The organism is Paenibacillus sp. FSL P2-0121 (assembly GCF_037975345.1).
Lineage (GTDB): Bacteria > Bacillota > Bacilli > Paenibacillales > Paenibacillaceae > Paenibacillus_AQ > Paenibacillus_AQ odorifer.
Genome location: NZ_CP150245.1, coordinates 2,441,237 through 2,462,801 on the forward strand (window position 1 = coordinate 2,441,237; position 21,565 = coordinate 2,462,801).

19 protein-coding genes are annotated in these 21,565 nt (G+C 42.9%); 14 read left to right on the forward strand and 5 right to left on the reverse strand.

Going from position 1 to position 21,565, the window contains the following annotated elements; all coding sequences use genetic code 11:
• Positions 1-16 precede the first annotated feature (16 nt).
• The 9 genes from MKY54_RS10570 to MKY54_RS10610 all read left to right on the forward strand — a co-directional run bounded on the left by MKY54_RS10570 (position 17) and on the right by MKY54_RS10610 (position 9,915).
• Entirely contained in the window at positions 17-1,216 is a 1,200-nt protein-coding gene (locus tag MKY54_RS10570; RefSeq protein WP_036679313.1) for a saccharopine dehydrogenase family protein, read from the forward strand.
• A 10-nt stretch (positions 1,217-1,226) separates the two neighbouring features.
• Positions 1,227-2,363, forward strand: coding sequence for a carboxynorspermidine decarboxylase (gene nspC / locus MKY54_RS10575; protein ID WP_076125019.1), 1,137 nt, complete (start codon positions 1,227-1,229; stop codon positions 2,361-2,363).
• 499 nt (positions 2,364-2,862) lie between these two features.
• A complete protein-coding gene (locus MKY54_RS10580) occupies positions 2,863-3,486 on the forward strand; it encodes a deoxynucleoside kinase (RefSeq protein ID WP_076278612.1) in 624 nt (207 codons plus the stop codon).
• A complete protein-coding gene (locus MKY54_RS10585; RefSeq protein WP_339190426.1) occupies positions 3,483-4,136 on the forward strand; it encodes a deoxynucleoside kinase in 654 nt (217 codons plus the stop codon). Before MKY54_RS10580 ends, MKY54_RS10585 begins: the two co-directional genes overlap by 4 nt.
• A gap of 283 nt (positions 4,137-4,419) precedes the next feature.
• Positions 4,420-5,595, forward strand: a complete 1,176-nt coding sequence (locus tag MKY54_RS10590) for a collagen-like protein (RefSeq protein WP_339191162.1) — start codon at positions 4,420-4,422, stop codon at positions 5,593-5,595.
• A gap of 309 nt (positions 5,596-5,904) precedes the next feature.
• The gene (locus MKY54_RS10595; RefSeq protein ID WP_339190428.1) at positions 5,905-7,086 is read left to right on the forward strand and encodes a MalY/PatB family protein; all 1,182 of its coding nucleotides are present in this window, start codon (positions 5,905-5,907) and stop codon (positions 7,084-7,086) included.
• A gap of 117 nt (positions 7,087-7,203) precedes the next feature.
• Positions 7,204-7,494, forward strand: coding sequence for a hypothetical protein (locus MKY54_RS10600; RefSeq protein WP_339190429.1), 291 nt, complete (start codon positions 7,204-7,206; stop codon positions 7,492-7,494).
• Positions 7,495-7,557: 63 nt separating this feature from the next.
• The gene (locus MKY54_RS10605; protein ID WP_339190430.1) at positions 7,558-8,508 is read left to right on the forward strand and encodes a nucleoside hydrolase; all 951 of its coding nucleotides are present in this window, start codon (positions 7,558-7,560) and stop codon (positions 8,506-8,508) included.
• Positions 8,509-8,697: 189 nt separating this feature from the next.
• Positions 8,698-9,915 (forward strand): stalk domain-containing protein, encoded by a 1,218-nt coding sequence (locus MKY54_RS10610; RefSeq protein WP_254847646.1) that lies wholly within the window; start codon positions 8,698-8,700, stop codon positions 9,913-9,915.
• 581 nt (positions 9,916-10,496) lie between these two features.
• Here MKY54_RS10610 and MKY54_RS10615 read toward each other — a convergent pair.
• From MKY54_RS10615 to MKY54_RS10625, 3 genes are all read right to left on the reverse strand, one after another.
• Complete coding sequence (locus MKY54_RS10615; RefSeq protein WP_076191281.1) at positions 10,497-11,051, reverse strand: hypothetical protein; 555 nt, start codon at positions 11,049-11,051, stop codon at positions 10,497-10,499.
• A 40-nt stretch (positions 11,052-11,091) separates the two neighbouring features.
• On the reverse strand, positions 11,092-11,487 hold the full coding sequence (locus tag MKY54_RS10620; RefSeq protein ID WP_339190432.1) for a hypothetical protein: 396 nt from the start codon (positions 11,485-11,487) through the stop codon (positions 11,092-11,094).
• A 179-nt stretch (positions 11,488-11,666) separates the two neighbouring features.
• A complete protein-coding gene (locus tag MKY54_RS10625) occupies positions 11,667-11,984 on the reverse strand; it encodes a hypothetical protein (RefSeq protein WP_076191286.1) in 318 nt (105 codons plus the stop codon).
• Between the two features lie 666 nt (positions 11,985-12,650).
• On the opposite strand from MKY54_RS10625, the gene MKY54_RS10630 reads away from it, so the two are divergent.
• The 3 genes from MKY54_RS10630 to MKY54_RS10640 all read left to right on the forward strand — a co-directional run bounded on the left by MKY54_RS10630 (position 12,651) and on the right by MKY54_RS10640 (position 17,002).
• Complete coding sequence (locus MKY54_RS10630; RefSeq protein WP_038569765.1) at positions 12,651-13,604, forward strand: radical SAM protein; 954 nt, start codon at positions 12,651-12,653, stop codon at positions 13,602-13,604.
• Positions 13,605-13,725: 121 nt separating this feature from the next.
• The gene (locus MKY54_RS10635) at positions 13,726-14,772 is read left to right on the forward strand and encodes a bile acid:sodium symporter family protein (RefSeq protein ID WP_076276373.1); all 1,047 of its coding nucleotides are present in this window, start codon (positions 13,726-13,728) and stop codon (positions 14,770-14,772) included.
• A gap of 196 nt (positions 14,773-14,968) precedes the next feature.
• Positions 14,969-17,002, forward strand: a complete 2,034-nt coding sequence (locus tag MKY54_RS10640; RefSeq protein WP_076191290.1) for a methyl-accepting chemotaxis protein — start codon at positions 14,969-14,971, stop codon at positions 17,000-17,002.
• Positions 17,003-17,167: 165 nt separating this feature from the next.
• On the opposite strand, the gene MKY54_RS10645 is transcribed toward MKY54_RS10640, so the two are convergent.
• Positions 17,168-18,445, reverse strand: a complete 1,278-nt coding sequence (locus MKY54_RS10645; RefSeq protein WP_076301240.1) for a histidine--tRNA ligase — start codon at positions 18,443-18,445, stop codon at positions 17,168-17,170.
• A gap of 354 nt (positions 18,446-18,799) precedes the next feature.
• Between MKY54_RS10645 and MKY54_RS10650 the strand changes: the two genes are divergently transcribed.
• Both MKY54_RS10650 and MKY54_RS10655 read left to right on the forward strand, forming a co-directional pair.
• Entirely contained in the window at positions 18,800-19,453 is a 654-nt protein-coding gene (locus tag MKY54_RS10650) for an HD domain-containing protein (protein WP_339190434.1), read from the forward strand.
• Positions 19,454-19,539: 86 nt separating this feature from the next.
• Positions 19,540-20,985 carry a DEAD/DEAH box helicase gene (locus MKY54_RS10655; RefSeq protein WP_339190435.1) on the forward strand — a complete coding sequence of 482 codons (1,446 nt, stop codon included), beginning with the start codon at positions 19,540-19,542 and terminating at the stop codon, positions 20,983-20,985.
• A 115-nt stretch (positions 20,986-21,100) separates the two neighbouring features.
• On the opposite strand, the gene MKY54_RS10660 is transcribed toward MKY54_RS10655, so the two are convergent.
• A complete protein-coding gene (locus MKY54_RS10660) occupies positions 21,101-21,352 on the reverse strand; it encodes a hypothetical protein (RefSeq protein ID WP_339190437.1) in 252 nt (83 codons plus the stop codon).
• Positions 21,353-21,565: the final 213 nt, after the last annotated feature.

Genomic DNA, 21,565 nt, shown 5'->3' on the forward strand with positions numbered 1-21,565 from the left:
TTAGGAGGTTTTTATTTTGGGAAAAGCGTTAATTATTGGCGCTGGCGGCGTAGCAAGTGTTGTTGTTCATAAATGCTGCCAGAACCCGGATGTATTTGAAGAGATCTGCATTGCTAGCAGAACTGTCGCGAAATGTGACGCTCTGAAAGATAAATTAGCCGGAGGCCGCACGAAGATTTCTACTGCTCAGCTCGATGCAGATAACACGGACGAAGTCATTGAACTGATCAAGAGCTTTGAGCCGGATGTCGTTATTAATGTCGCTCTCCCATATCAGGACCTGACGATCATGGATGCGTGCCTGGCAACAGGAGTGCACTATGTGGATACTGCCAATTATGAACCACAAGATACAGCGAAATTTGAATATTCCTGGCAGTGGGCTTACAAAGAAAGATTTGAGAAAGCTGGCCTTACCGCTTTGCTCGGCAGTGGATTTGACCCAGGTGTAACTGGCGTATTCACGGCTTATGCGCAAAAGCACTATTTTGACGAGATCCATACCATTGATATTGTAGACGCCAACGCTGGCGATCATGGATATCCATTCGCTACAAACTTTAATCCTGAAATCAATATTCGTGAAATTACAGCTAATGGCCGTTATTTCGAGAATGGCGAGTGGATTGAAACTGCACCACTTTCTGAGAAGAAAGTTTACGATCTTCCGGAAATTGGACCTAAAGATATTTATCTTTTGTACCATGAAGAGCTGGAATCCTTGGCTGTTAACATCAAGGGCGTGAAAAAGATCCGTTTCTGGATGACTTTCTCACAGAACTACCTGACTCACTTGAAAGTGCTTGAGAATGTGGGTATGACTTCTATCGAGCCTATCATGTACGAAGGTAAAGAGATCGTTCCTTTGCAATTCTTGAAGGCAATGCTGCCTGACCCAGCTTCCCTGGGACCAAGAACAAAAGGTAAAACTAACATTGGATGTATCATCCAAGGTACTAAAGACGGTAAGCCAAAAACTTATTATGTATACAACGTTTGCGATCATGAAGAATGTTATGCAGAGGTTGGCTCCCAAGCCATTTCCTATACTACAGGCGTTCCTGCAATGATCGGAGCAATGTTAATTATAAAAGGAATCTGGAAGAAACCAGGCGTGTACAACGTAGAAGAGTTCGATCCAGATCCATTCATGGAAGCTTTGAATAAACATGGTCTGCCTTGGCAAGAAGATTTCTCGCCAACGCTGCTAGACTAAGGCGCGATTGATGGATATTGATATCAGCGTTGTCCCGTCACCATGTTACCTTGTAGATGAAAGATTGCTTACCCGCAATCTTGAGATTATGAATTCTGTACAAGAACGTACAGGAGCTAAGATTTTGCTCGCCCAAAAAGGCTTCTCTATGCACTCCTTGTATCCGCTAGTTGGCAAGTACTTGCATGGCGTAACTTCCAGCTCCTTATTCGAAGCCAGACTTGGCTATGAAAAAATGGGCAAAGAGGTTCATGTCTACGCACCAGCTTATGTGGACAGTGAATTCGATGAGCTTCTTGAATACTCCGATCACATTGTGTTCAATTCTTTTGACCAGTGGAATCGATTCAAGGATCGTGTGAAAAATGCACCGAAGCACATCAGCTGCGGCATTCGAGTGAATCCGGAGTATTCCGAGATCGAAGTTCCGCTGTATGATCCATGCTACAATTATTCCAGAATGGGAGTAACTCTCCCTAACTTTAGACCTGAAGAGCTTGAGGGGATTGATGGATTACACTTCCATACCATGTGCGAACAAAATTCAGACACACTGGAGCGTACGCTCAAGGTAGTCGAAGAGAAGTTCGGACCTTATCTCAAAGGGATGAAATGGCTTAATTTTGGTGGCGGTCATCATATTACACGTCCCGATTATGATCTGGAGACCCTTGTCCGCTGCATTTTGCATATGAAAGAGACTTACGGTGTGGAAATCTATCTGGAGCCAGGTGAGGCCGTTGCGCTTAATACTGGATATTTGGTAGCTACCGTTCTGGATGTTATGCATAACGGAATGGACATTGCGATTCTCGATACTTCGGCTGAATGCCACATGCCAGATGTACTGGCTATGCCATACCGCCCGAACATTATCGATGCTGGACAACCTGGGGAATATCCTTATACGTACAGATTAGGTGGAATGACTTGCCTAGCCGGAGATGTTATTGGAGATTATTCCTTCAAGGAGCCTTTGAAATACGGCGATAGACTCGTATTCCTAGATATGGCGCATTATTCTATGGTGAAGAACCATATGTTTAACGGCGTGAATCTGCCAGCTATCGTCAGCTACAATGACGAAGAAGGAATTAAAGTAATCAAACAGTTCGCTTTCGAAGATTTCAGCGGACGTTTATCTTAATAGAATGATCTAAAAAGGTGTCCCTTCAGGGACACCTTTTTGCTATGGTTCCAGTCCTTTGAAAGCGCGATTACATCTAGGAAAAGAGAAGTGATGCTAAAGGACCGTATGACAACTATTGGTGTTTATTAGCTCGTTTAGCTAAGGTTATGGACAGTATGGCTCTTATTGGCCGGATAATGACTATAATTAGGGCGCATTTGGTAGAATAGCTGCAACTGAGTCCGATTGTATGCTGATACAGCCGATTTTTCGGAAATAGAGTCTCCTCGGTCCGATTCATGTTCGTGGGGATGGGGAGAAGATAGATATCGAACCGTTTTTTCATAGGGATCCTTCTCTTGTTATTGGGTCTAGCTTACAGTTGTATACTTGTATTACTGGAAAAGTTTCTTCATAATTAGCCGCTCACAAGTAAGGTCTCATGTGATACAATAATTTAGTCTGTTTTTAAAAATAGTTATTGAAGGGTCCGTATCTGAGGAGGAAGTCAGCATCAATGAAACATGCACCGTTTATTGCAGTGGAAGGCCCGATCGGGGCTGGAAAAACAACATTAGCTTCGATGCTTGCAGAGGAATTAAACTTACCGATTATTAAGGAGATTGTTGATGAAAATCCGTTTCTAGCTAAATTTTATCAGAACATGGATGACTGGAGCTTTCAACTGGAGATGTTTTTTCTCTGTAATCGGTACAAGCAGCTTGAAGATACAGTAACTCAATACATAGATAAAGGTAAACCGGTGATCTCGGATTATCATATTTATAAGAACCTTATCTTTGGGGAACGAACGCTGAAGGGAACGAAACGAGAAAAGTATCGACAAATCTATCATGTGCTGACGGATGACCTGCCGAAGCCAAATATTATTCTCTATATAAAAGCGGATCTCGATACCTTGTTAAAAAGAATTGCCAAACGCGGACGCCCTTTTGAAGGGGATATGGATACTGCGTATTTGCAGCAATTGATAGAAGATTATGATGATGCGATGGCCTCTCTAGCGATTCAAGAGCCGTCTACCGTTATTATTACCATAGATGGAAATGCAGTCGATTTCGTGGAGAACCCAGAACACTTCGTCGAAATTGCCTCTCACCTAAAGGAGCTAATGAAATGAATCCATATAACATCCCAGATAACGCCATAATTACCGTGGCAGGAACCGTGGGGGTGGGGAAATCCACTTTAACAGGTGCTTTGGCTAAAAGGTTGAATTTTCAAACCTCGCTGGAGCAAGTTGATCATAATCCTTATCTTGAAAAATTCTATCATGATTTTGAGAGATGGAGTTTTCATCTACAGATTTATTTCTTAGCCGAACGTTTTAAAGAACAGAAGAAAATGTTCGAAATTGGCGGTGGTTTTGTTCAAGATCGCTCGATTTATGAGGACACTGGTATTTTTGCTAAAATGCATGCGGATCAAGGCACGATGTCTAAGACAGACTATGAAACCTATACAAGCTTGTATGAAGCTATGGTTATGACACCCTATTTCCCGCACCCTGATGTACTGATTTATATTGAAGGCAGTCTTCCTTCTATTTTAGCGCGAATTAATGAACGTGGCCGTGAAATGGAAATTCAAACGGACGTGTCCTACTGGGAGCATATGCATGGCAGATATTCGAAATGGATCAATGAGTTTACAGCTTGCCCAGTGCTCCGACTGAACATTGATGATTATGACGTGAATGATTCGGCATCAATGGCGGATATTCTTACGAAGGTAGGCAACACCATTCGTAAGCCTGTTGATACAATATAATAGTTGATGATTAGCAGCTCCCGTGGTTTGGGGGTTGTTTTTTTATATGCTCATAAAAAAAGACCCAAATCTATGATTTGGGCTAATAGGGAAGTGTCAGTTGTCCTAATCATAAAATACGAAAAGTAAATTAAAATGGTGTGGACATTGTAATGTGCTTAAGGGCCACCTCCTATTTTATTAGCCTTTTTTTATAAAAATAGGTTCCAGTCTAATAGAAACTAGTTATTGGTCCATGTCTAAAATTAATAAGATGCGTACACTGAACTATCTTTATAGGGAGGTGTACGCATTGAGTTGTCCAGACGATAAAAAGTGTCATAAGAAAAAAGTCGCCACTGTATTTCCTTCGAAAAGAAAAAGAAAAGAACATCGCCGAAAGGTTATTAAGAAGATTGTAAAAGTAACCTGTCCTCCACCAGAAGTGAATGTTACTACTCCCACAGTCGTTGGTGCTACAGGACCGCAAGGGCCACAAGGAGCACAAGGACTCCAAGGAATACAAGGGGCCCAAGGCATTCCCGGAGCTCAAGGAGCACGAGGACTCCAAGGAGCTGAAGGACCTCAAGGACCTGCAGGCGGCCCTCCGGGACCCCAAGGACCTCAAGGTGAACCCGGGCCAGCGGGAGCGATTGGTCCTCAGGGTGTAGCGGGCCCCGTTGGTCCTCAGGGTGCGCAAGGCGTTCCGGGTGCCCAAGGAGTTGTAGGTCCTCAGGGATCGCAAGGTTTACCGGGTCCTGCAGGAGCTATAGGACCACAAGGTTTTGTAGGAGCAACCGGAGCGCCGGGAGCGCCGGGAGCACCGGGAGCACCAGGAGCACCGGGAGCAACCGGAGCAACAGGAGCACCGGGAGCGCCGGGAGCGCCGGGAGCGCCGGGAGTAGCTGGAGCAACAGGAGCACCGGGAGCGGCCGGAGCACCGGGAGCAGCAGGAGCACCGGGAGCAGCAGGAGCACCGGGGGCAGCAGGAGCCGCGGGAGCAACCGGAGCACCGGGAGCAGCAGGAGCAACGGGCGCAACCGGGGCAACAGGAGGCGTATTAGGTTTTGCTGATTTTTTTGCCCTAATGCCTCCTGATAATGCAGCAACTGTAGCACCGGGCACAGACGTAAGTTTTCCTCAAAACGGACCTACTAGCGGGACAACAATAGCACGAACAGGTCCTAGTTCTTTTAATTTAGCGGCAATAGGGACTTATCAGGTGTTGTTTCAGGTTAGTGTAACCGAAGCGGGACAACTCATCTTGACTCTTAATGGCGCAGATCTCGCTTATACCGTAGTTGGACGCGCAACAGGTACATCGCAAATCGTAGAAATGGCTATAGTGCAAACAACGGTCATTAACACCATCCTGACCGTTCGGAATCCTGCTGGTAACTCTACTGCACTTACTATTACTCCTCTCGCTGGAGGAACAAGATCTGTTTCAGCACATCTCGTTATTACACAATTAGCGTAACAAGGTATATTTCGTATAGATAAGTTGGTCATCTTAATATTGGTGATTTTACTTATGATTATTGTAAGAGGAGGACGAACGAAGGTCTTCCTCTTTACTCAGAGTATATACTGGCTTTCAAAAAAGCAGCAATCGAACAAGTTCATTTTTTAATCAAGGTGATGCTAACATTCTATTGTTTTTCTATCGTCTAACAACTTAAAATTCATCATCTATTTATGTGAATTCTTTTGATTCTATCTTAAGATGCCATATCGGTTTCCTCATGATACAATAAAAGATAAGTTTATAAGGATGAGGTGACTCTAGTTGAAGTATGATTTCGATCGCGTAATTGACCGCCGTAATACTAGCTCTTACAAATGGGACCAATCCGAGAAGTTGTTTGGTGAGAAGGATATTATGCCGCTTTGGGTGGCAGACATGGATTTTGAAAGTCCTCCCGCAGTGAAGGAAGCCATTCTGCGCCGCGCAGAACAAGGAGTTTACGGTTACAGTGTACCTAGTGATACTTATAAAGAAGCCATCACGTCATGGTTTAAAAGACGGCATGATTGGCAGATCAAACCGGAGTGGATTTCAGATTCTCCCGGAATTGTAACTTCCTTAAGCCTCTCTGTTGAACTGTTTACTGAGCCTGGGGACGAGGTTATTTTACAATCGCCAGTTTATTATCCCTTTTATGATGTCATCCAGATGAATGACCGGAAGGTTGCCAAGAATCCGCTTATCGTCCATAATGGGCGCTTTGAGATGGATTATGAGCAATTGGAAGGGTTGATGTTGGGTGGAGCGAAGCTGCTGCTGTTATGCAGTCCGCATAATCCAGGCGGTAGAGTATGGGAAAGAGAAGAGCTGTTGAAGCTCGGTGAACTGTGCTTGCGTCACGGAGTGACAGTTATCTCTGATGAGATCCATTGTGATTTGGCGCTTCCAGGTTATGAGCATATTCCTTTTGCGTCCTTGTCTGAGGAAATTGCCAATATTACGTTAACCACCCTTGCTGCGACCAAAACCTTCAATCTTCCGGGGCTTCAATCCTCTTTTATCGTGTCCTCGAATCCGGAATTGAAACGTAAATTTGATCAAAAAATGAAAGCCTTGAGCTTACATATGGCTAGTTTCTTCGCGCAAGGAGCGGTACAAGCCGCTTACAATGACGGAGAAGAATGGCTGGATGAGCTGTTACAATATGTATCAGATAATGTGGATTATACGGTCAGCTATTTGGCGGAGCATTTACCACAGGTTCATGTGATGCAGCCGCAAGGAACCTACCTGCTCTGGGTGGATTGCCGCGAACTGAACTTGGAAATAGACGGTCTGAAGCAGCTGATGTACAAAGAGGCTAAAGTGGCTTTTAATGAAGGTTCTGTTTTTGGAACAGAAGGCAAAGGCCATCTGCGGATTAATCTGGCTTGTCCGAGATCCACATTAGTTGAGGCATTGGAACGCTTTTGCAAGGCAGCCGCAGCTTATACAACGAAATAAACGGTGATTACTGAAGCTTGATGATTCCGCTAATGGGATCGTTAAGCTTCTTTATTTTGCAATAGGGTAAAAAGAATAATAAAATAGAGTCCATTACGACAAGCAGGAGGACTGCAAATGAAATGGGTAGCTCAGCTTCCGTATTATAAGATACAACGAGAAATTAGGGATGGAGAACAACGAAATGTTGCTTCGAATCGGCTAATGTATCTGTATCAAGATAGAATTGTAACACGCCATCGGGAATTCCCGCTAAAAGATATTTTCGATATGTCTTATCGCTCAATGGGGGATATGGGCGGCATGTTCTATCTCCACACGAGTAAGGGCGTGTATGCTTATTTGATAGAGTGCGATCCTGAGCGGTTTATTGAAGCCTTTAAAGAACAGGAATTGAATAAAAATTGAGCGACCCTCGTTGGCCGTGATATGATAGCTTTTATGAAAAAAACATAATGGGAGAGAACATAAATGAGCAAAACACGAATTATTATTGATGCAGATACAGGTATTGACGATGCACTGGCGATTCTATATGCCTTGCGTGCTCCAAACGTAATTGTAGAAGGAATTACAACCGTTTTTGGAAATATTGAGGTCGAAAAGGCGGCGGACAATTCACTGCGGCTAATTGAGCTTGTTAAGCCCGGTTATGAGATTCCTGTAGCGATCGGAGCATCCAAGGCGCTTGTTCGTGAACACTCAGGCTACGCCACTCATGTGCATGGTGAGAACGGTATTGGCAATGTGGAAATTGCTCCATCCAGCCAGCGTCCCATTAGCGAAACTGCATCTGAGTTTATTGTTCGGATGGCTAATGAGAATCCCGGAGAGATTGTATTAGTCACACTGGCACATCTAACCAACCTTTCAATGGCGCTTGATATGGACCCTGGTATTAAGAATACTTTGAAAAAAGTAGTGGTGATGGGCGGTACGATCTTCAATCCCGGCAATAGAACACCGGTTGCGGAAGCAAATATTGCCGGGGATCCGGAAGCTGCTGATCATGTATTTACATCTGGGCTTCCTGTTATGATGGTGGGTCTAGACGTTACGCTTAAGACGCGGATTACACAAGAGCATATCGATTTATTAAAACGTTTTGGACGTGAAGAAAATAAAGCGATCATTTCGTTTATGGAACAATCGCTTACTCATTATTTTAATTTCTATCGTGAAGCGAACTTTTTGATCAACAGCGCACCGCTGCATGATCCACTCGCACTTATGGTTGCGCTGCAACCAGATCTGGTAACCTACAAAGAGATGAATGTTCGTGTGGAGCACAAAGGTGAGTTTACATCGGGAATGGTCGTAGCGGACTTGCGGGCTCAGCCAAAAGTGGGTAAACCCATACAAGTTGCAGTGGATGTAGATGTTGAACGAGCAGTGGGAACCTTTTTGAGCGTGTTTATGTAATTTTGCCGACCTCTTCTAATATGACAAATAATTTCGCAGCTCATAAATGACAATCTATTAATTTTACAATTGGATAATCTTTGGTAAAATGGTAGAGGACATATAAGAGTTTACAAGATTAGACTGCATATCATAGAAGAGGGAGACTTAACATTCATGAATAAGCGAATCGGTAAATTAGTATTATGTATGGCTATTTCGCTAGGAGGCACCACGGCGTTATTCCAAAATACTACACAGGCAGCCACAGCTGGTGGAGTTAGTATTGTGCTGGATGGTTATCCACTACCATTTCCAGTAGAACCTGTTGTGATGAGCGGAACAACGATGGTGCCATTCCGAGCTATATCTGAAGCTTTGGGAATTAATGTCGAGTGGAATCAAGCGCAGAAGAAAATTACGGCTACCAAAACAGATACTGCAGGGACCAAAGTGGTAACCCTGACCCTTGGCAGCAAAAATGCAGGTGTTAACGGCGCGGTTGTGAAGTTAGGAGTTGCTCCGCAGACGATCCGGGATACAACGATGATTCCCCTTAGCTTCTTCGGCCAGCAGTTTGGTGCGGGTGTAGCTTGGAATCAATCCACGAAGACCGTATCTATTACTTCGCCGAAGACTGAGCTGTACACTCTTGGTTTCTATGCGCTGAGTTCTTATAGTGAGATTTCCTTACTTCCTAATTTTGATGCTATGGCCTTCGGTTGGAGTGGGATTGATAAAAGCGGGCAATTCACCACAACGGGGACTGATTTCAAATGGCCTCAGGCGGCTGGTGACGTAACACCAGAATCAATTGTCACGAATGCAGCGGCAGGTGGAACAGCTCCTTATCTGATGGTCTTCTCTGGAGACACCGCATCAGAGTTAACTAAGAACCTGGAAGATAAGCAGCTTCAAGAACAGACGATTACTGGAATCGTAGATCTTGCAACGCAAAAAGGATTCCAAGGCATTACCCTGGATCTGGAGGGCCTAGGTCTAACCGGTGATAAGGCGAAGGTGCAAGCAGATTACAATGCTTTTGTGAAAAACCTATCACAAAAAGCACATGCAGCAGGACTTAAACTTACCGTTATTCTTCATCCATTAAATAGTTCTTATAAAGGTTATGATTACAAAACTTTAGGAACACTTGCAGATGATTTGGTCATTATGGCGTACGATTATTTACAAGAGAAAAAAGTTCCAGAGCCGATGAGTTTAGTTGATGAAGGCATCCGGCTTGCGCTTCAGCAAGTGAGTAAGGATAAGCTGATCCTCGGGATCTCTGTGTATAGCGAAAACGAATCTTCAGTGAATTCTAAGGTAGGACTTGCTAAACGTTATGGTCTTAAAGGAATTGCAATCTGGCGTTTAGGTCTGATCGGACAGCCTGTCTGGAACGAGATGGGGAAGTCAGTAGAGTAAGCAGCAACGATCAAAAAGAGTGGTACCGCGAAGGTTAAACCTATCGCCTCTTTGGAGGCGATAGGTTTTTTCTGTTCTCTATTGAATAAATACTATTGAAGGTGGGTGTTTTATCTACCTAAGGTTTTTTTATGGGCAGAATGCAACTGTTTAGAGAGAATATCAGACGAGAGTGTTGAACAATTGGACTGCTATGCCGCTGCTTGCGAGTATCTTTTAATACCAAAGTATGAAGAACGTTATTTAGATACGGAGGTTACACTCAACGATATAACTATGCACATGCAAAATCTCAAGAAAAAATGGATAAATGGATGGCGTGGATAATTAGCCGCCGTAACTGGCAGCCGATTGCTGTCTTCATAAGCGTTTAACGCCAATCTTTCGAGTGTTGGAGGTGAACACAACTGAGGGCATAAAGAGACCAAAAATACGAAACCAGTCCGAAGTTCGGAGCAGGTGTTGTGTTTTATCGTTCATTAAGCAGTAGCACAGAAAAATTGTAAGTTCTTCATTGGCCTCTGCATCTGCAGAGGGCTTTTCTATTGATCGGATCAATTCCATTAATCGCAATACTCAAGTCATTTAACTAACGAATCATATTCATGAGGAACAAACATATCACCAAATTTCTTTCTCATCATTATTTGAGTTTGTAATGCTTGTTCATAATTAGAACCCGTAGCAATGAAAGCCAAATTCTTCTCTTTAACATCTATCCAGTTAGTAGATGGCCAAATATTGATGTTTTCAAATCTATCATCAAACCACATTAGACCGTATTGATTTATTTCGTATGGTGCGGAGGAGTCTAGATAAAATAGAGTACTCATATTTATGCCTTTATTTCTTTTAGTGATATATACAGTGACCTCTTGATCTTTTGTGAAGTCATAGGCATCTATTGAGACATTTCCAACAAATTTCTTTTGACCAAATATTGGTTTATATAGTGTCCCATTAACCTTAATTATGGTACTTTTAGCTGAAGAAGAGTTGTTAAGGGTGAACACGACGGCAGTACGTTCTACGTTAACCTTTTTCGGGAAATTGTAGTTATATAAAAACAAAGCAACACCTATTAGCACTAAAAATAGTACAACTGAAATTAAGGTTATAGGTTCCTTTAATCTCATAATTCCCCTCCAAATCTCAACTTCAAATAATTGAAATCTATTACAATAAATAACCCATACCCATAGGCATAGCAGGGGTAATAGTTTGAACGGTTTTACCATCAATCCCGGTAAGAGTAATTTTTGTTATGAAAGAAGTTGTAGTAGGCCCGCTGAGATAATAATTTATTGCGGCAGAAGAATCTCTATGATACAGGGCAGTATAACTAAATTGTTTCGATGATCCCTGATTTATTGTTGCATTTGTTGTGGCACCAGTTGTTGAAGCATAGCTAAACGTAGGAATAGAATATGCACTAGCGCCGCTAACTGTACTAGTAATTAATGCTAAACTTTGATAAGAATCAGAAATAAAGTTCTTTACCGCGTCATATATAGTTATGGTAGCACCTACATAACTATTAAATGAACCAAGAGTAGTTGTCGCAGCTGACACCAAAAGATTGGAAGCCCCCGCTTGAATTTGAGTTTGAAAGAAACGTTACTCCCGTATTCTTGAGTGCAGAATTTTGAGCATTAGATTCTGCCGTTACATGTTGAACTTCATATGTAACCCCATTTTTGACCCAGTTAGACCGGAAACTAGACCAAACAATATTTGTGCTCGCCGGTAAATCAACAAATGGTTGTATTTGTGAGCTGTCTGTTCCTAAGAATTTTTTGTCCTATTACAACTTGTGCTTCCTCTGGAGTTAAATAATCTACCCCCAAAGATTCTAGTTCCTTCCCTAGCTTTTCATATTCTATTTCGTAGCCAGCCTTATGTTCTCCCAGTAGATCCGCTCTTTCTTGATAAATCTTACTAATCTGTGCTTCGACATCGTTGTTGTTGCTACTTGAAGCGCTTACAACACCTCTTGATCCAAGAAGTAAAGAACTAATCAGTACTAATGAGGCAATTTTTCGGTATATCAGATTCCTCTTTTTTACCAAAAATACTATATTTCGGATTTTTATTAGTATATAAGATCTTATGAAAATCTGTCAATGATTAACATAATCGAATGAAGGAGAGATTCAGGAATGCGCTTCGAGAGTACCATACAAGGGAGATATGATTGTAACTTCTGATGATCGTAGGTAACTTTGTGTCATTGACTTTTGCGTGTTCTTCTAATTCCTCAAATGAAATACTTGTGAAGCTCACGTGCTCTTCTCTTACTTTAGGGGCTTCGCCAACAACGCCTACAGATAAACTTTCTTCATATAAAAGCTCCTTTAATTTAAAAGGGTCTATATAATCCAGAGTGAAAGTAATGTAAAATATAACCTTTATTATATTGTATAACCAATATATAGTGGTAAAGGAAATTTTGAAACTGTGGCGTGTTAGCGACTGTCCGAAAGCTTTCCGAAGGAAAATTCGCCTCGTTAGCAGAGGTTGTCTCCGGAATCCGACCAATTGATACGGTAATAACAAAGAAAACTGGAGACAAATCCGGTTGGAAGAACGGATATTTCCGTAGTCACGATCGTTAGCTGTTATAGCTGGAAATCCGAATGTTATAAAACTCACATTAACCTAAGCCATAAACCTATATAATCTCTAAGGTTGAACTTTTGAACTAAATTCATTATTTTTCAGGAGGACTTTAGAGTATGAGATATAAAGCATTAGAGCTCGACAAACCGCTTACTTATGAGCTGGAAGGGTTAGAAATAGGGGTAACTTCGAACTGTAATTTCCGCTGCGATTATTGCTGTGCATATAATAGAAATGATGGACAAAGCATCAAAGCCAAAGAGGTCATCCGCATTCTGGACGAACTTCCAGGCCTTAAAAGAGTACGCTTATCAGGTGGAGAAGTGACGCTGAAATTCGATGACTGTGTGGAAATTGTAACCTACTGCGCATCCAGAGGGATTCAGACACAGTTAAATTCCAACGGCAGTCTTTTAAATGCTGAACGAATTGGCCAATTGGTCTCCGCAGGATTAACGACTATACATATTTCCTTCAATTTTACTACTGCGGAAGCTTTCTCAAAATATTATAATATTCATCCAAGCATCTATGAAAAAATAAGAGAAAATATTACCCTATTCGCTGCAACAAGTGTGGATACCGTACTGGAGACGCTGCTGTTCAGTGAAACCCAGGATAATATGAAGGAGATCAGCGATCATGTCTACGCAATGGGCGTGCGCACACATGAAATTCAGAACAGTATTATCATGGATCATACGGGTTGGAAGTCTATAGCTGCACGGGAACAATTAAAGAATGCAGTGAGCGAGCTGATCGCACGGAAGAAAGAAGATACGATTCTGTATTTCACCTGTATGGACCGCTTTATGGACGCCCTTGGGTTCGAAGAGCAGCCGGGTGTGTATTTTCCTCACTGTATTGAGGGGAAGAAGCAGCTTCATCTGCATGGAAATGGCGACATTTTGATTTCAGAGCTTTGCCATCCGGTGATTATCGGCAACATTTATCAAGGAACTTCACTAAAAGATTTATACAATAATATGCCGGCGCCATTGGCACAGTTTTTGGATAAGCAGCCCTGCCCAGCACTGGATGCATTGTTTCCACAAGGCATAGAAGTTTAACACTCTATATAGATTACTTCGAGGGGCCAATTTAAGAATTGGTTCCTATTTTTTTATGGTAGACTTAATAAAAAACAAAGATAAGGGATGTATGAGCTTCATACATAAGGTGTACTGCCAAGTGTTTGCTAATATAAGAAATGGACTCATCAAATCTAATGTTGTTCTAGAAAAGATTATGCCGTTATTAACACCCACGGCCATCGTGGTCGGCGTACTTAACGAAAGCAGACTGCTGCCGTTCACAGGTCTCGTGCCCTGGATTTTTGCTGTAATGACGCTGATCGGTAGCTTGAAGTCCAACCTAAAGGATCTGTTGGGGGTACTTCTGAAACCTCAGAAGCTGATTATTCTAATGGTAATTTTACATATTGTAATGCCGCTGATCGGCTGGCTTGCAGCCATGGCTTTTTTTCCGGGAGATCCATATACAGTAACTGGTTATGTATTGTTGTTCGCGATTCCTACAGGTGTTGTAAGTGTGGTATGGGTGTCGATGTACGGAGGGAATATTGCGCTGACATTGGCGCTTATTCTGATTGATACGCTCTTGTCGCCCATTGTTGTCCCGGGTACCTTATATTTGCTGATGGGAGCGAGTGTTGAAATTCAGCTAGGCGATATGATGAAAGGGCTGCTATGGATGGTAGTCATTCCTTCTGTAGTTGGGATGCTGCTGAATCAATGGACAAAAGGGAAAGTAAATACGGTATGTGGACCGCCGCTTGCTCCGTTTGTTAAAGTCGGATTGTTTGTAGTTGTTTCTATTAATGGGGCCAGCATTGCCCGTTATCTGAAACATCCGGATGGCAAATTAGCGATCATTATTGGAGTGACCTTCATAACCGTTGTGCTTGGCTATGTGATCGGAGCTTTGGTGTCACGCCGTTTCCGCTTTAGTTATGAAGATTCCGTTGCGGTGCAGTTTAATTCGGGTATGCGGAATTTAAGTGCAGGAGCTGTATTAGCGGTGAAATATTTTCCTCCTGCTGTTGCGCTTCCAGTAATTTCGGGGATGTTATTCCAACAAATACTCGCTGCGATGTCTGGTCTATTTTTACGTAGTAGAACTAAACGACTGTTAAGTGAGGGTGCATTAATGCAAGCGAATACGGTCTCTCAGCTAGAACCACCTAGTTCTTCTAGGACAGATGACAGGCCTTGTTAACCATCTCTTGAGGGCTATATGACCTAAAAGCTGTGATATTTTATTCATTTACATGAAAAATTTCGACATTTTATGATATATTTCTTATTTTTGCGCGATTTATATTCACTATTCAACTTTGCCACCCGATAGTAATTGTATTATTTACAATTTCATTGTTCGCAAATGAACAAGCAGTCGGAAGGATGAAAAGAATATGAAGATTCGCCTAAAGTTATCACTTGTTATGATAGGTGTGACCCTTTTATGTATTTCTGTAATGGGGATATTTACGTATTTGAAATCAACTCAGGCGATTGTGAATCTTACTGAGAATTCTATGAAGCAGGTCAATACGAACAAAGCTCAGACTATATCAGCCATGATAGCAAAAGAGCAGAGAAGTACAGAGCTTATTGCGAGCCGTTCGGAAATTGTTGATCTACTGCTGCAAGCTGGGAATGGTGGAGTTAACAAAGGAGATAAGCTTCAGAATGAGGTGAACGCCAGTCTACAAAGCATTGTGGAGGAAGCAGGAAACCTTGAGCACATTCTAGTCAGTGATATGAAAGGTATTAGTGTGGCTGACAGTGATACTAAGCTTATAGGGACAGATTTTAGTGAAAGAGATTATACGAAAAGAGTAATGGAGACGGCTGAGCCTGTGATCAGTGAAACGCTGAAATCAAAATCTACAGGAGCTTATGTAGTGGCTTTTGTACAGCCAGTAAAGAGTAATGGAAAGATGATTGGATTTATTGCATCAGCTGTTTCCGCAGATAGTATGATTAAGTATTTGGCCGATACCAAAGTGGTAAACACGACGAGCTCCTACGCTTATTTACTGGATGAGAACGGCAATAAATTATATTATCCGGATAAAACACAAATTGGTCAGCCTATTGAGAATACGCAGATCGCAGCTGTTATGGAGCGTGTGAAATCTGGTGAGAAGGTAGCGGATGGCCTGCTCAATAATACATATAATGGTGTGGAAAAAAAATCAACCTATACAGTTTTACCTGAGACGCACTGGTTGCTTGTATTAACCGCAGACCTCGATGAAATCGTGAAACCTGTCACTGATATGAGAAATTTCAACTTATTTCTTGGTGTGGGAAGTTTGATTATTGCCTTGCTGATTGCTCTTTATTTTGCTAAAAAAATCTCTTCTCCGATTGTTAAACTAACGGACATGATTAATAAAACGGCAGAATTGAATTTGACGCATGACTCAGAGTATGAGTATTTGACTAAAAACAAAGATGAGACAGGGACGATCGCCAAAGCGATGTTCAGCACCCGGGCTACACTTCGTGAGATGGCTGGAAGCTTAATTACGATCTCGTCCAAAGTGCTTGAAAATGCAGAAACGCTGGAGAAGCTGTCTATAGATGTGCGGGAAAATGCCCACGATAATTCAGCGACTACGCAGCAGCTATCGGCAGGTATGGAAGAGACCGCAGCCTCCACAGAGGAAATGACAGCAGCAATTACTGAAATTGATAACAATGTATCCGGGATCACCAATAATGTGAAGGAAGGCGCTGCCGTTTCTAGACAAATTAGTGAGCGGGCGCTGGCTCTCCAAGATGAGGCAACAGAATCTACGACGAATGCTAAACAAATTTATGAATCCGTGCGAATGGATATGGAAAAAGCGATTGAGCAGTCGAGCGCGATTGCAGAGATTAATGTACTGACGGATACGATTCTATCCATTGCCAGTCAGACCAATCTGCTGGCCCTGAATGCAGCTATAGAAGCGGCAAGAGCGGGTGAGGCAGGCAAAGGTTTCGCGGTTGTAGCTGGTGAGATTCGGAAGTTGGCTGAGAAGTCGTCTAAGATTGCGGCTGGAATTCAAGGTGTGGTAACAGGTGTATATTCCTCTGTTGAATCCATGAAGGAGAATTCTGAGGCATTACTTTCTTTTATTGATCAGAATGTCCTAGCAGATTATGAACGATTAACTGAGGTAAGTCAGCAATACAACAGTGATGCTGCTACTGTAAATACGCTGTTAAAACAATTTGAGAGCGCAGCCGATCATTTGAGTATGGCTATATCAAGTATTAATATTGCCGTTAATGAGGTAGCTGCTACAGTAAACGAGGGAGCCATAGGGATTCAGGATATCGCGGTAAAAACGGCGGATATCGTGGAAAAAACATTCCTGGAGGTTACTATGGCTGATGAAAATACTCAAAGTGCCAAAGAGCTTCAGGGGTTAGTAGATAAGTTTAAGATCTAAGGGTTTGAAATGAATTAAGGGAATCCTTATCTCTTTTTCATAAAATATTAAGCTTGCAGGGTTATAGTACATGTATAACCTCCCTTATATATAGACTTTACCCCGCCGGTCGCCGGCGGGGTCTTTTTTTATGCAGATCTTTTTAGGAGGATATCAGGCAGCAGTTTAGCCAGTAATAAGGTAGATAGCTTCATCTAATGGAACTATAACCTCTGTTTGTTCCTTCATATCCTTCAGACGCACCTTATCCACACTGGATTCACTCTCGCCGATCAGAATAACGTAACGTATATTTTGGGATGAGGCTGTGGCGAGTTGCTTTTTAAGTTTTCTTTTACCGGATACCAGACTGGTCCGGATAGAACAGGCACGGAGCTCGGCGGCTGCAATTAAAGCCTGTGGGAGCGTCTCGCCAATCGGAATGACCATAACCTCTGCTGTCTTGCGCTCTTGGATAGGACGTTCTGCAAGGAGCGCCATGATAGACTCCATACCAAAAGATAAGCCAACCGTAGGATATTGAATATCCTCTCTGCCCACTAGCTGTCCGATGATAGCGTCATATCTGCCTCCACCACCCAAGCTTGAGGTAAAGGAACCGGATGCATCAAAGATCTCGTAGACGGTTCCAGTGTAGAAAGAAAGCCCGCGGGATAAGAAGGGATCGAAACGGCAAGTCTGCTGCAGCTGAATGTCTTGGAGCAGCTTTTGCAGGACAAGAACCTCCATTGCTCCCGGTTGTCCGGTAAGACTATATTTTTCGCATAACTGCTCAAAGCTTGGATTGTCCATTTCAATAAGCTCTAGAATATCAGCGATGGTTGCAGATTCGATTTCCTTGCTGATCAATTCATTTTTCACGCCGACGAGGTTGATTTTTTCTAATTTATCCAAGGTTAGCATAACGGACAGTTGGTCCTCGGCAGGTACACCAATCGATTCCAGGATCTCACCGAGAAAACGTCTGTTGTTCCATTTTAGGATGATCGGGATGTCCAGCTTGCGAAAAGCTTCTGTGGCCAGCTGCATCAATTCAGCTTCCGCCTCAGGTCCTGAAATACCAACAACATCAACATCGCATTGCAGAAATTCACGCAGGCGCCCACGTTTCACGGGACCATCACGGAATACTTTTCCGATCTCATAACGCTTGAAGGGAAACACTATTCCAGGATTTAAGGCGATCACTTTGGCAAAAGGGATGGTCAGATCATATCGTAAGCCCAGCTTGCGGTTGCCTTGATCGGTGAGTTGGTACATCTCCTTGAGAATTTCATCCCCACCTGCATATTTCGAGGTTAATAACTCCAGTTCATTTAATAATGTGGTGTCCATGGATTCAAAATCATAGAGTTCGAACAAATCCTGCAGCGTATTTTGAATGTTCTTTCTGAGCGCCTGCTCTTTTCCGAAGTAATCATAAGTTCCTTTAATGTTTTGCATCGTTAGTAGCTCCTTTGAATTGGCATAGTTTAGAAATAAAAAAACGCGCAGGACCTCATGGTCCTGCGCGTGATCTATGCCGCAGGGAGGCCAACGCGAGTAGCGTTAGCCTCCCTGAGAATTTCAGGGTTGCTAACGCTGTTTGTGATAATAATGAAGTTGATTCAGCATGATTGTTATGGTGTTCATCAGAATCAATTCCCTTCGACATTTTGATTACTGCCGATTATAGCGGATCATTTGGAGTCGTGCAAGTAAGAATTTGTTATAACAAAGATTTTTAGTAGGCGAATGGACAGGCAATCAGCTATAATAGGGCTTCGATATTTCATAGGTGAGGGGAGCTTGTTGACGATGAATCAATCTTTAATAATAGCCCGGGCGGAAGAATTTGTGAAAGAACAACTAGGACAAGATACTACGGGGCATGACTGGTGGCACACCCATCGGGTCCGCAGCACGGCATGTGAAATTGCTGAGATCGAGCGTGCGGATGTTTTTATCTGTACGATGGCAGCCTTGCTGCATGATGTTGCAGATGAGAAGCTTAATCCGTCAAAAGAAGCAGGTCTGCTTAAAGTCCACACTTGGCTTACGGCAAACCTTACAGAGGAGGAGCAAATTCGTCATATCATGCTGATCGTTGAAACGATGTCTTTTAGTGGTGGTGGAGGAGAACCTATGCAGACTCTGGAAGGTCAAGTGGTGCAGGATGCAGATCGACTAGATGCACTTGGCGCGATTGGCGTTGCCAGAACCTTTATTTTCTCAGGCGCAAAGGGACGTCCGGCTTATGATCCGGAAGTTTCTCCACGTGAGGAGTCGCTGCAGAAGGAATACAGGGATTATAGCAAAGGGACGGCTGTGAATCATTTTTATGAGAAGCTGTTGAAACTAAAATTCTTAATGAATACGGCTTATGGACGCAAGTTAGCGGAAGAACGGCATGATTTCATGTTGAATTTTCTGGACCAGTTCTATAAGGAATGGAATCAAGGACGCCAATAACTGTTATAATGATAAGTATGCACAAGATGGAAGGATCGCGGAGTTTCCGCTTTAACCAGAACAATCGGCATAGAAGAGGTTGAACGATGAGTGAATTGCAATTTAGAGATTATGAGTTAGACGAAGAGATAATTAAAGCACTGGATGTTCTGAAATTTATGACACCTACGGAGGTACAGAGCAAGGTAATTCCTGTGGCTTTGCAGCAAAAGGATCTGATTGTGAAATCGCAAACAGGCAGTGGCAAGACGGGAGCTTATGGTATTCCGCTTTGCGATCTGGTGGATTGGGTGGAGAATAAGCCGCAGGCTTTGATTCTTACGCCAACTCGGGAGCTTGCGATGCAGGTGAAAGAGGATATTACGAACATCGGACGTTTTAAACGGATTAAAGCAGTTGCTCTTTTCGGCAAGCAGCCCTTTGCCCCTCAAAAGATAGAGCTTACGCAAAAAACACATGTTGTCGTAGGTACGCCTGGACGCGTATTTGACCATATTGAAAGAGGCACACTTCCGCTAAAAGAAATCAAATATTTGATCATCGATGAAGCTGACGAAATGCTGAGCATGGGCTTTATTGAGCAGATCGAGAAGATCATTAAGCAGCTGCCCAAAGAGCGAGTAACGATGTTATTCTCAGCTACCTTACCCGAAGTCATTAAGAATTTGTGCTTAAAATATATGAGCGATCCAACAGATATCGAGATTCAGGCAAGTGGAATTACGACGGCTACGATTGAACATGCGTTGATTGAAGTGAGACAAGCTGCCAAATTCTCTTTGCTAAGCGATATCATAACGGTGGAGAATCCGGATAGCTGTATTATTTTTTGCCGTACGCAGGAGCAGGTGAATGCTGTATTCAGAGGACTGGCGGATCTGGAATATCCTTGTGATAAGATCCACGGGGGTATGGAGCAGGATGAGCGCTTTGAGGTCATGAATGCTTTTAAAAGAGGGCAATTCCGCTATTTAATCGCTACCGATGTGGCGGCTAGAGGGATTGATATCGAGAATATCACCCATGTGATTAATTACGATATTCCACTGGAAAAAGAAAGCTACGTGCATCGTACAGGCAGAACCGCGCGTGCAGGCAAGACAGGTAAAGCGATCACTTTTGTCACTCCGAATGAGCAGAAGTGGGTAACTGAAATCGAAAGCTATATTGGCTTCAGCATTCCGCATATGAAAGCTCCTTCGGACGACGCAGTGGCCTACGCAAAGGATGCGTTCGAGCAGAAGATCAATAAGCAGCCTGTCCGCAAGAAGGACAAAAGCGAAAGCTTAAACAAAGAGATTATGAAGCTATACTTCAACGGCGGCAAGAAAAAGAAGCTAAGAGCCGTCGATTTTGTCGGCACAATAGCAAAACTTGAAGGTATTTCCGCCGGAGATATCGGGATTATCTCGATTCAGGACAATGTGACCTATGTGGATATTTTGAACGGTAAAGGCGCAATGGTGCTGCAAGCGATGAGAGAGACCACCGTGAAGGGCAAGCAGCTGAAGGTTCATATTGCGAAAAAATAAGTCAAGGATGACAGCTTATTGCTGAGTTCCTTGCAAATATGCCGCTACTGATGCGGTTTAGATGAAGAGGGAGTCGTGTTCACAACACGGCTCTCTTTTTATTTGTTGTTGTATCTCAGTATCTCCAAGGAATGCCGAAATGAATGGTATAATTCCCGTACAATGCGTTGATCCAGCTGGAAGTGGCGAAATGTACGGTAGAACTCCCGTACAATGTGCTGATCCTGCTGGAAACGTCCAAATGAACGGTATAAATCCCGTACAATGCGCTGATCCAGCTGGAAGTGGCGAAATGAACGGTAGAACTCCCGTACAATGCGCTGATCCTGCTGGAAACGCCGAATTGTACGGTAAAATTCCCGTACATTCAGTCAGCATGTTATGTAATCCAAGGAACAACACCATAATGGTGTCGTCTCTTGGGTTTTTTCGGCGCTAAATGGAGCTGATAACGCAGATCCGTTCAGCTTAAGTAAAATAAGATCGAAAATAATTTATTTTCGTTCCATAAATGGAAACAAATGTGATATTATGGCGATATAGAGCCCATACTTCACGGATGACCTGCCTAGCTTGGTTC

What these genes read in the sequence shown, in the direction of transcription:
- MKY54_RS10650 (WP_339190434.1), top strand. Translation starts at nt 18,800, where the DNA reads ATGAATCAATCTTTAATAATAGCCCGGGCGGAAGAATTTGTGAAAGAA.
- MKY54_RS10640 (WP_076191290.1), top strand. Translation starts at nt 14,969, where the DNA reads ATGAAGATTCGCCTAAAGTTATCACTTGTTATGATAGGTGTGACCCTT.
- MKY54_RS10645 (WP_076301240.1), bottom strand. Translation starts at nt 18,445, where the DNA reads ATGCAAAACATTAAAGGAACTTATGATTACTTCGGAAAAGAGCAGGCG.
- MKY54_RS10585 (WP_339190426.1), top strand. Translation starts at nt 3,483, where the DNA reads ATGAATCCATATAACATCCCAGATAACGCCATAATTACCGTGGCAGGA.
- MKY54_RS10605 (WP_339190430.1), top strand. Translation starts at nt 7,558, where the DNA reads ATGAGCAAAACACGAATTATTATTGATGCAGATACAGGTATTGACGAT.
- MKY54_RS10600 (WP_339190429.1), top strand. Translation starts at nt 7,204, where the DNA reads ATGAAATGGGTAGCTCAGCTTCCGTATTATAAGATACAACGAGAAATT.
- MKY54_RS10615 (WP_076191281.1), bottom strand. Translation starts at nt 11,051, where the DNA reads ATGAGATTAAAGGAACCTATAACCTTAATTTCAGTTGTACTATTTTTA.
- MKY54_RS10630 (WP_038569765.1), top strand. Translation starts at nt 12,651, where the DNA reads ATGAGATATAAAGCATTAGAGCTCGACAAACCGCTTACTTATGAGCTG.
- MKY54_RS10660 (WP_339190437.1), bottom strand. Translation starts at nt 21,352, where the DNA reads ATGTACGGGAATTTTACCGTACAATTCGGCGTTTCCAGCAGGATCAGC.
- MKY54_RS10610 (WP_254847646.1), top strand. Translation starts at nt 8,698, where the DNA reads ATGGCTATTTCGCTAGGAGGCACCACGGCGTTATTCCAAAATACTACA.
- MKY54_RS10580 (WP_076278612.1), top strand. Translation starts at nt 2,863, where the DNA reads ATGAAACATGCACCGTTTATTGCAGTGGAAGGCCCGATCGGGGCTGGA.
- MKY54_RS10655 (WP_339190435.1), top strand. Translation starts at nt 19,540, where the DNA reads ATGAGTGAATTGCAATTTAGAGATTATGAGTTAGACGAAGAGATAATT.
- nspC (WP_076125019.1), top strand. Translation starts at nt 1,227, where the DNA reads ATGGATATTGATATCAGCGTTGTCCCGTCACCATGTTACCTTGTAGAT.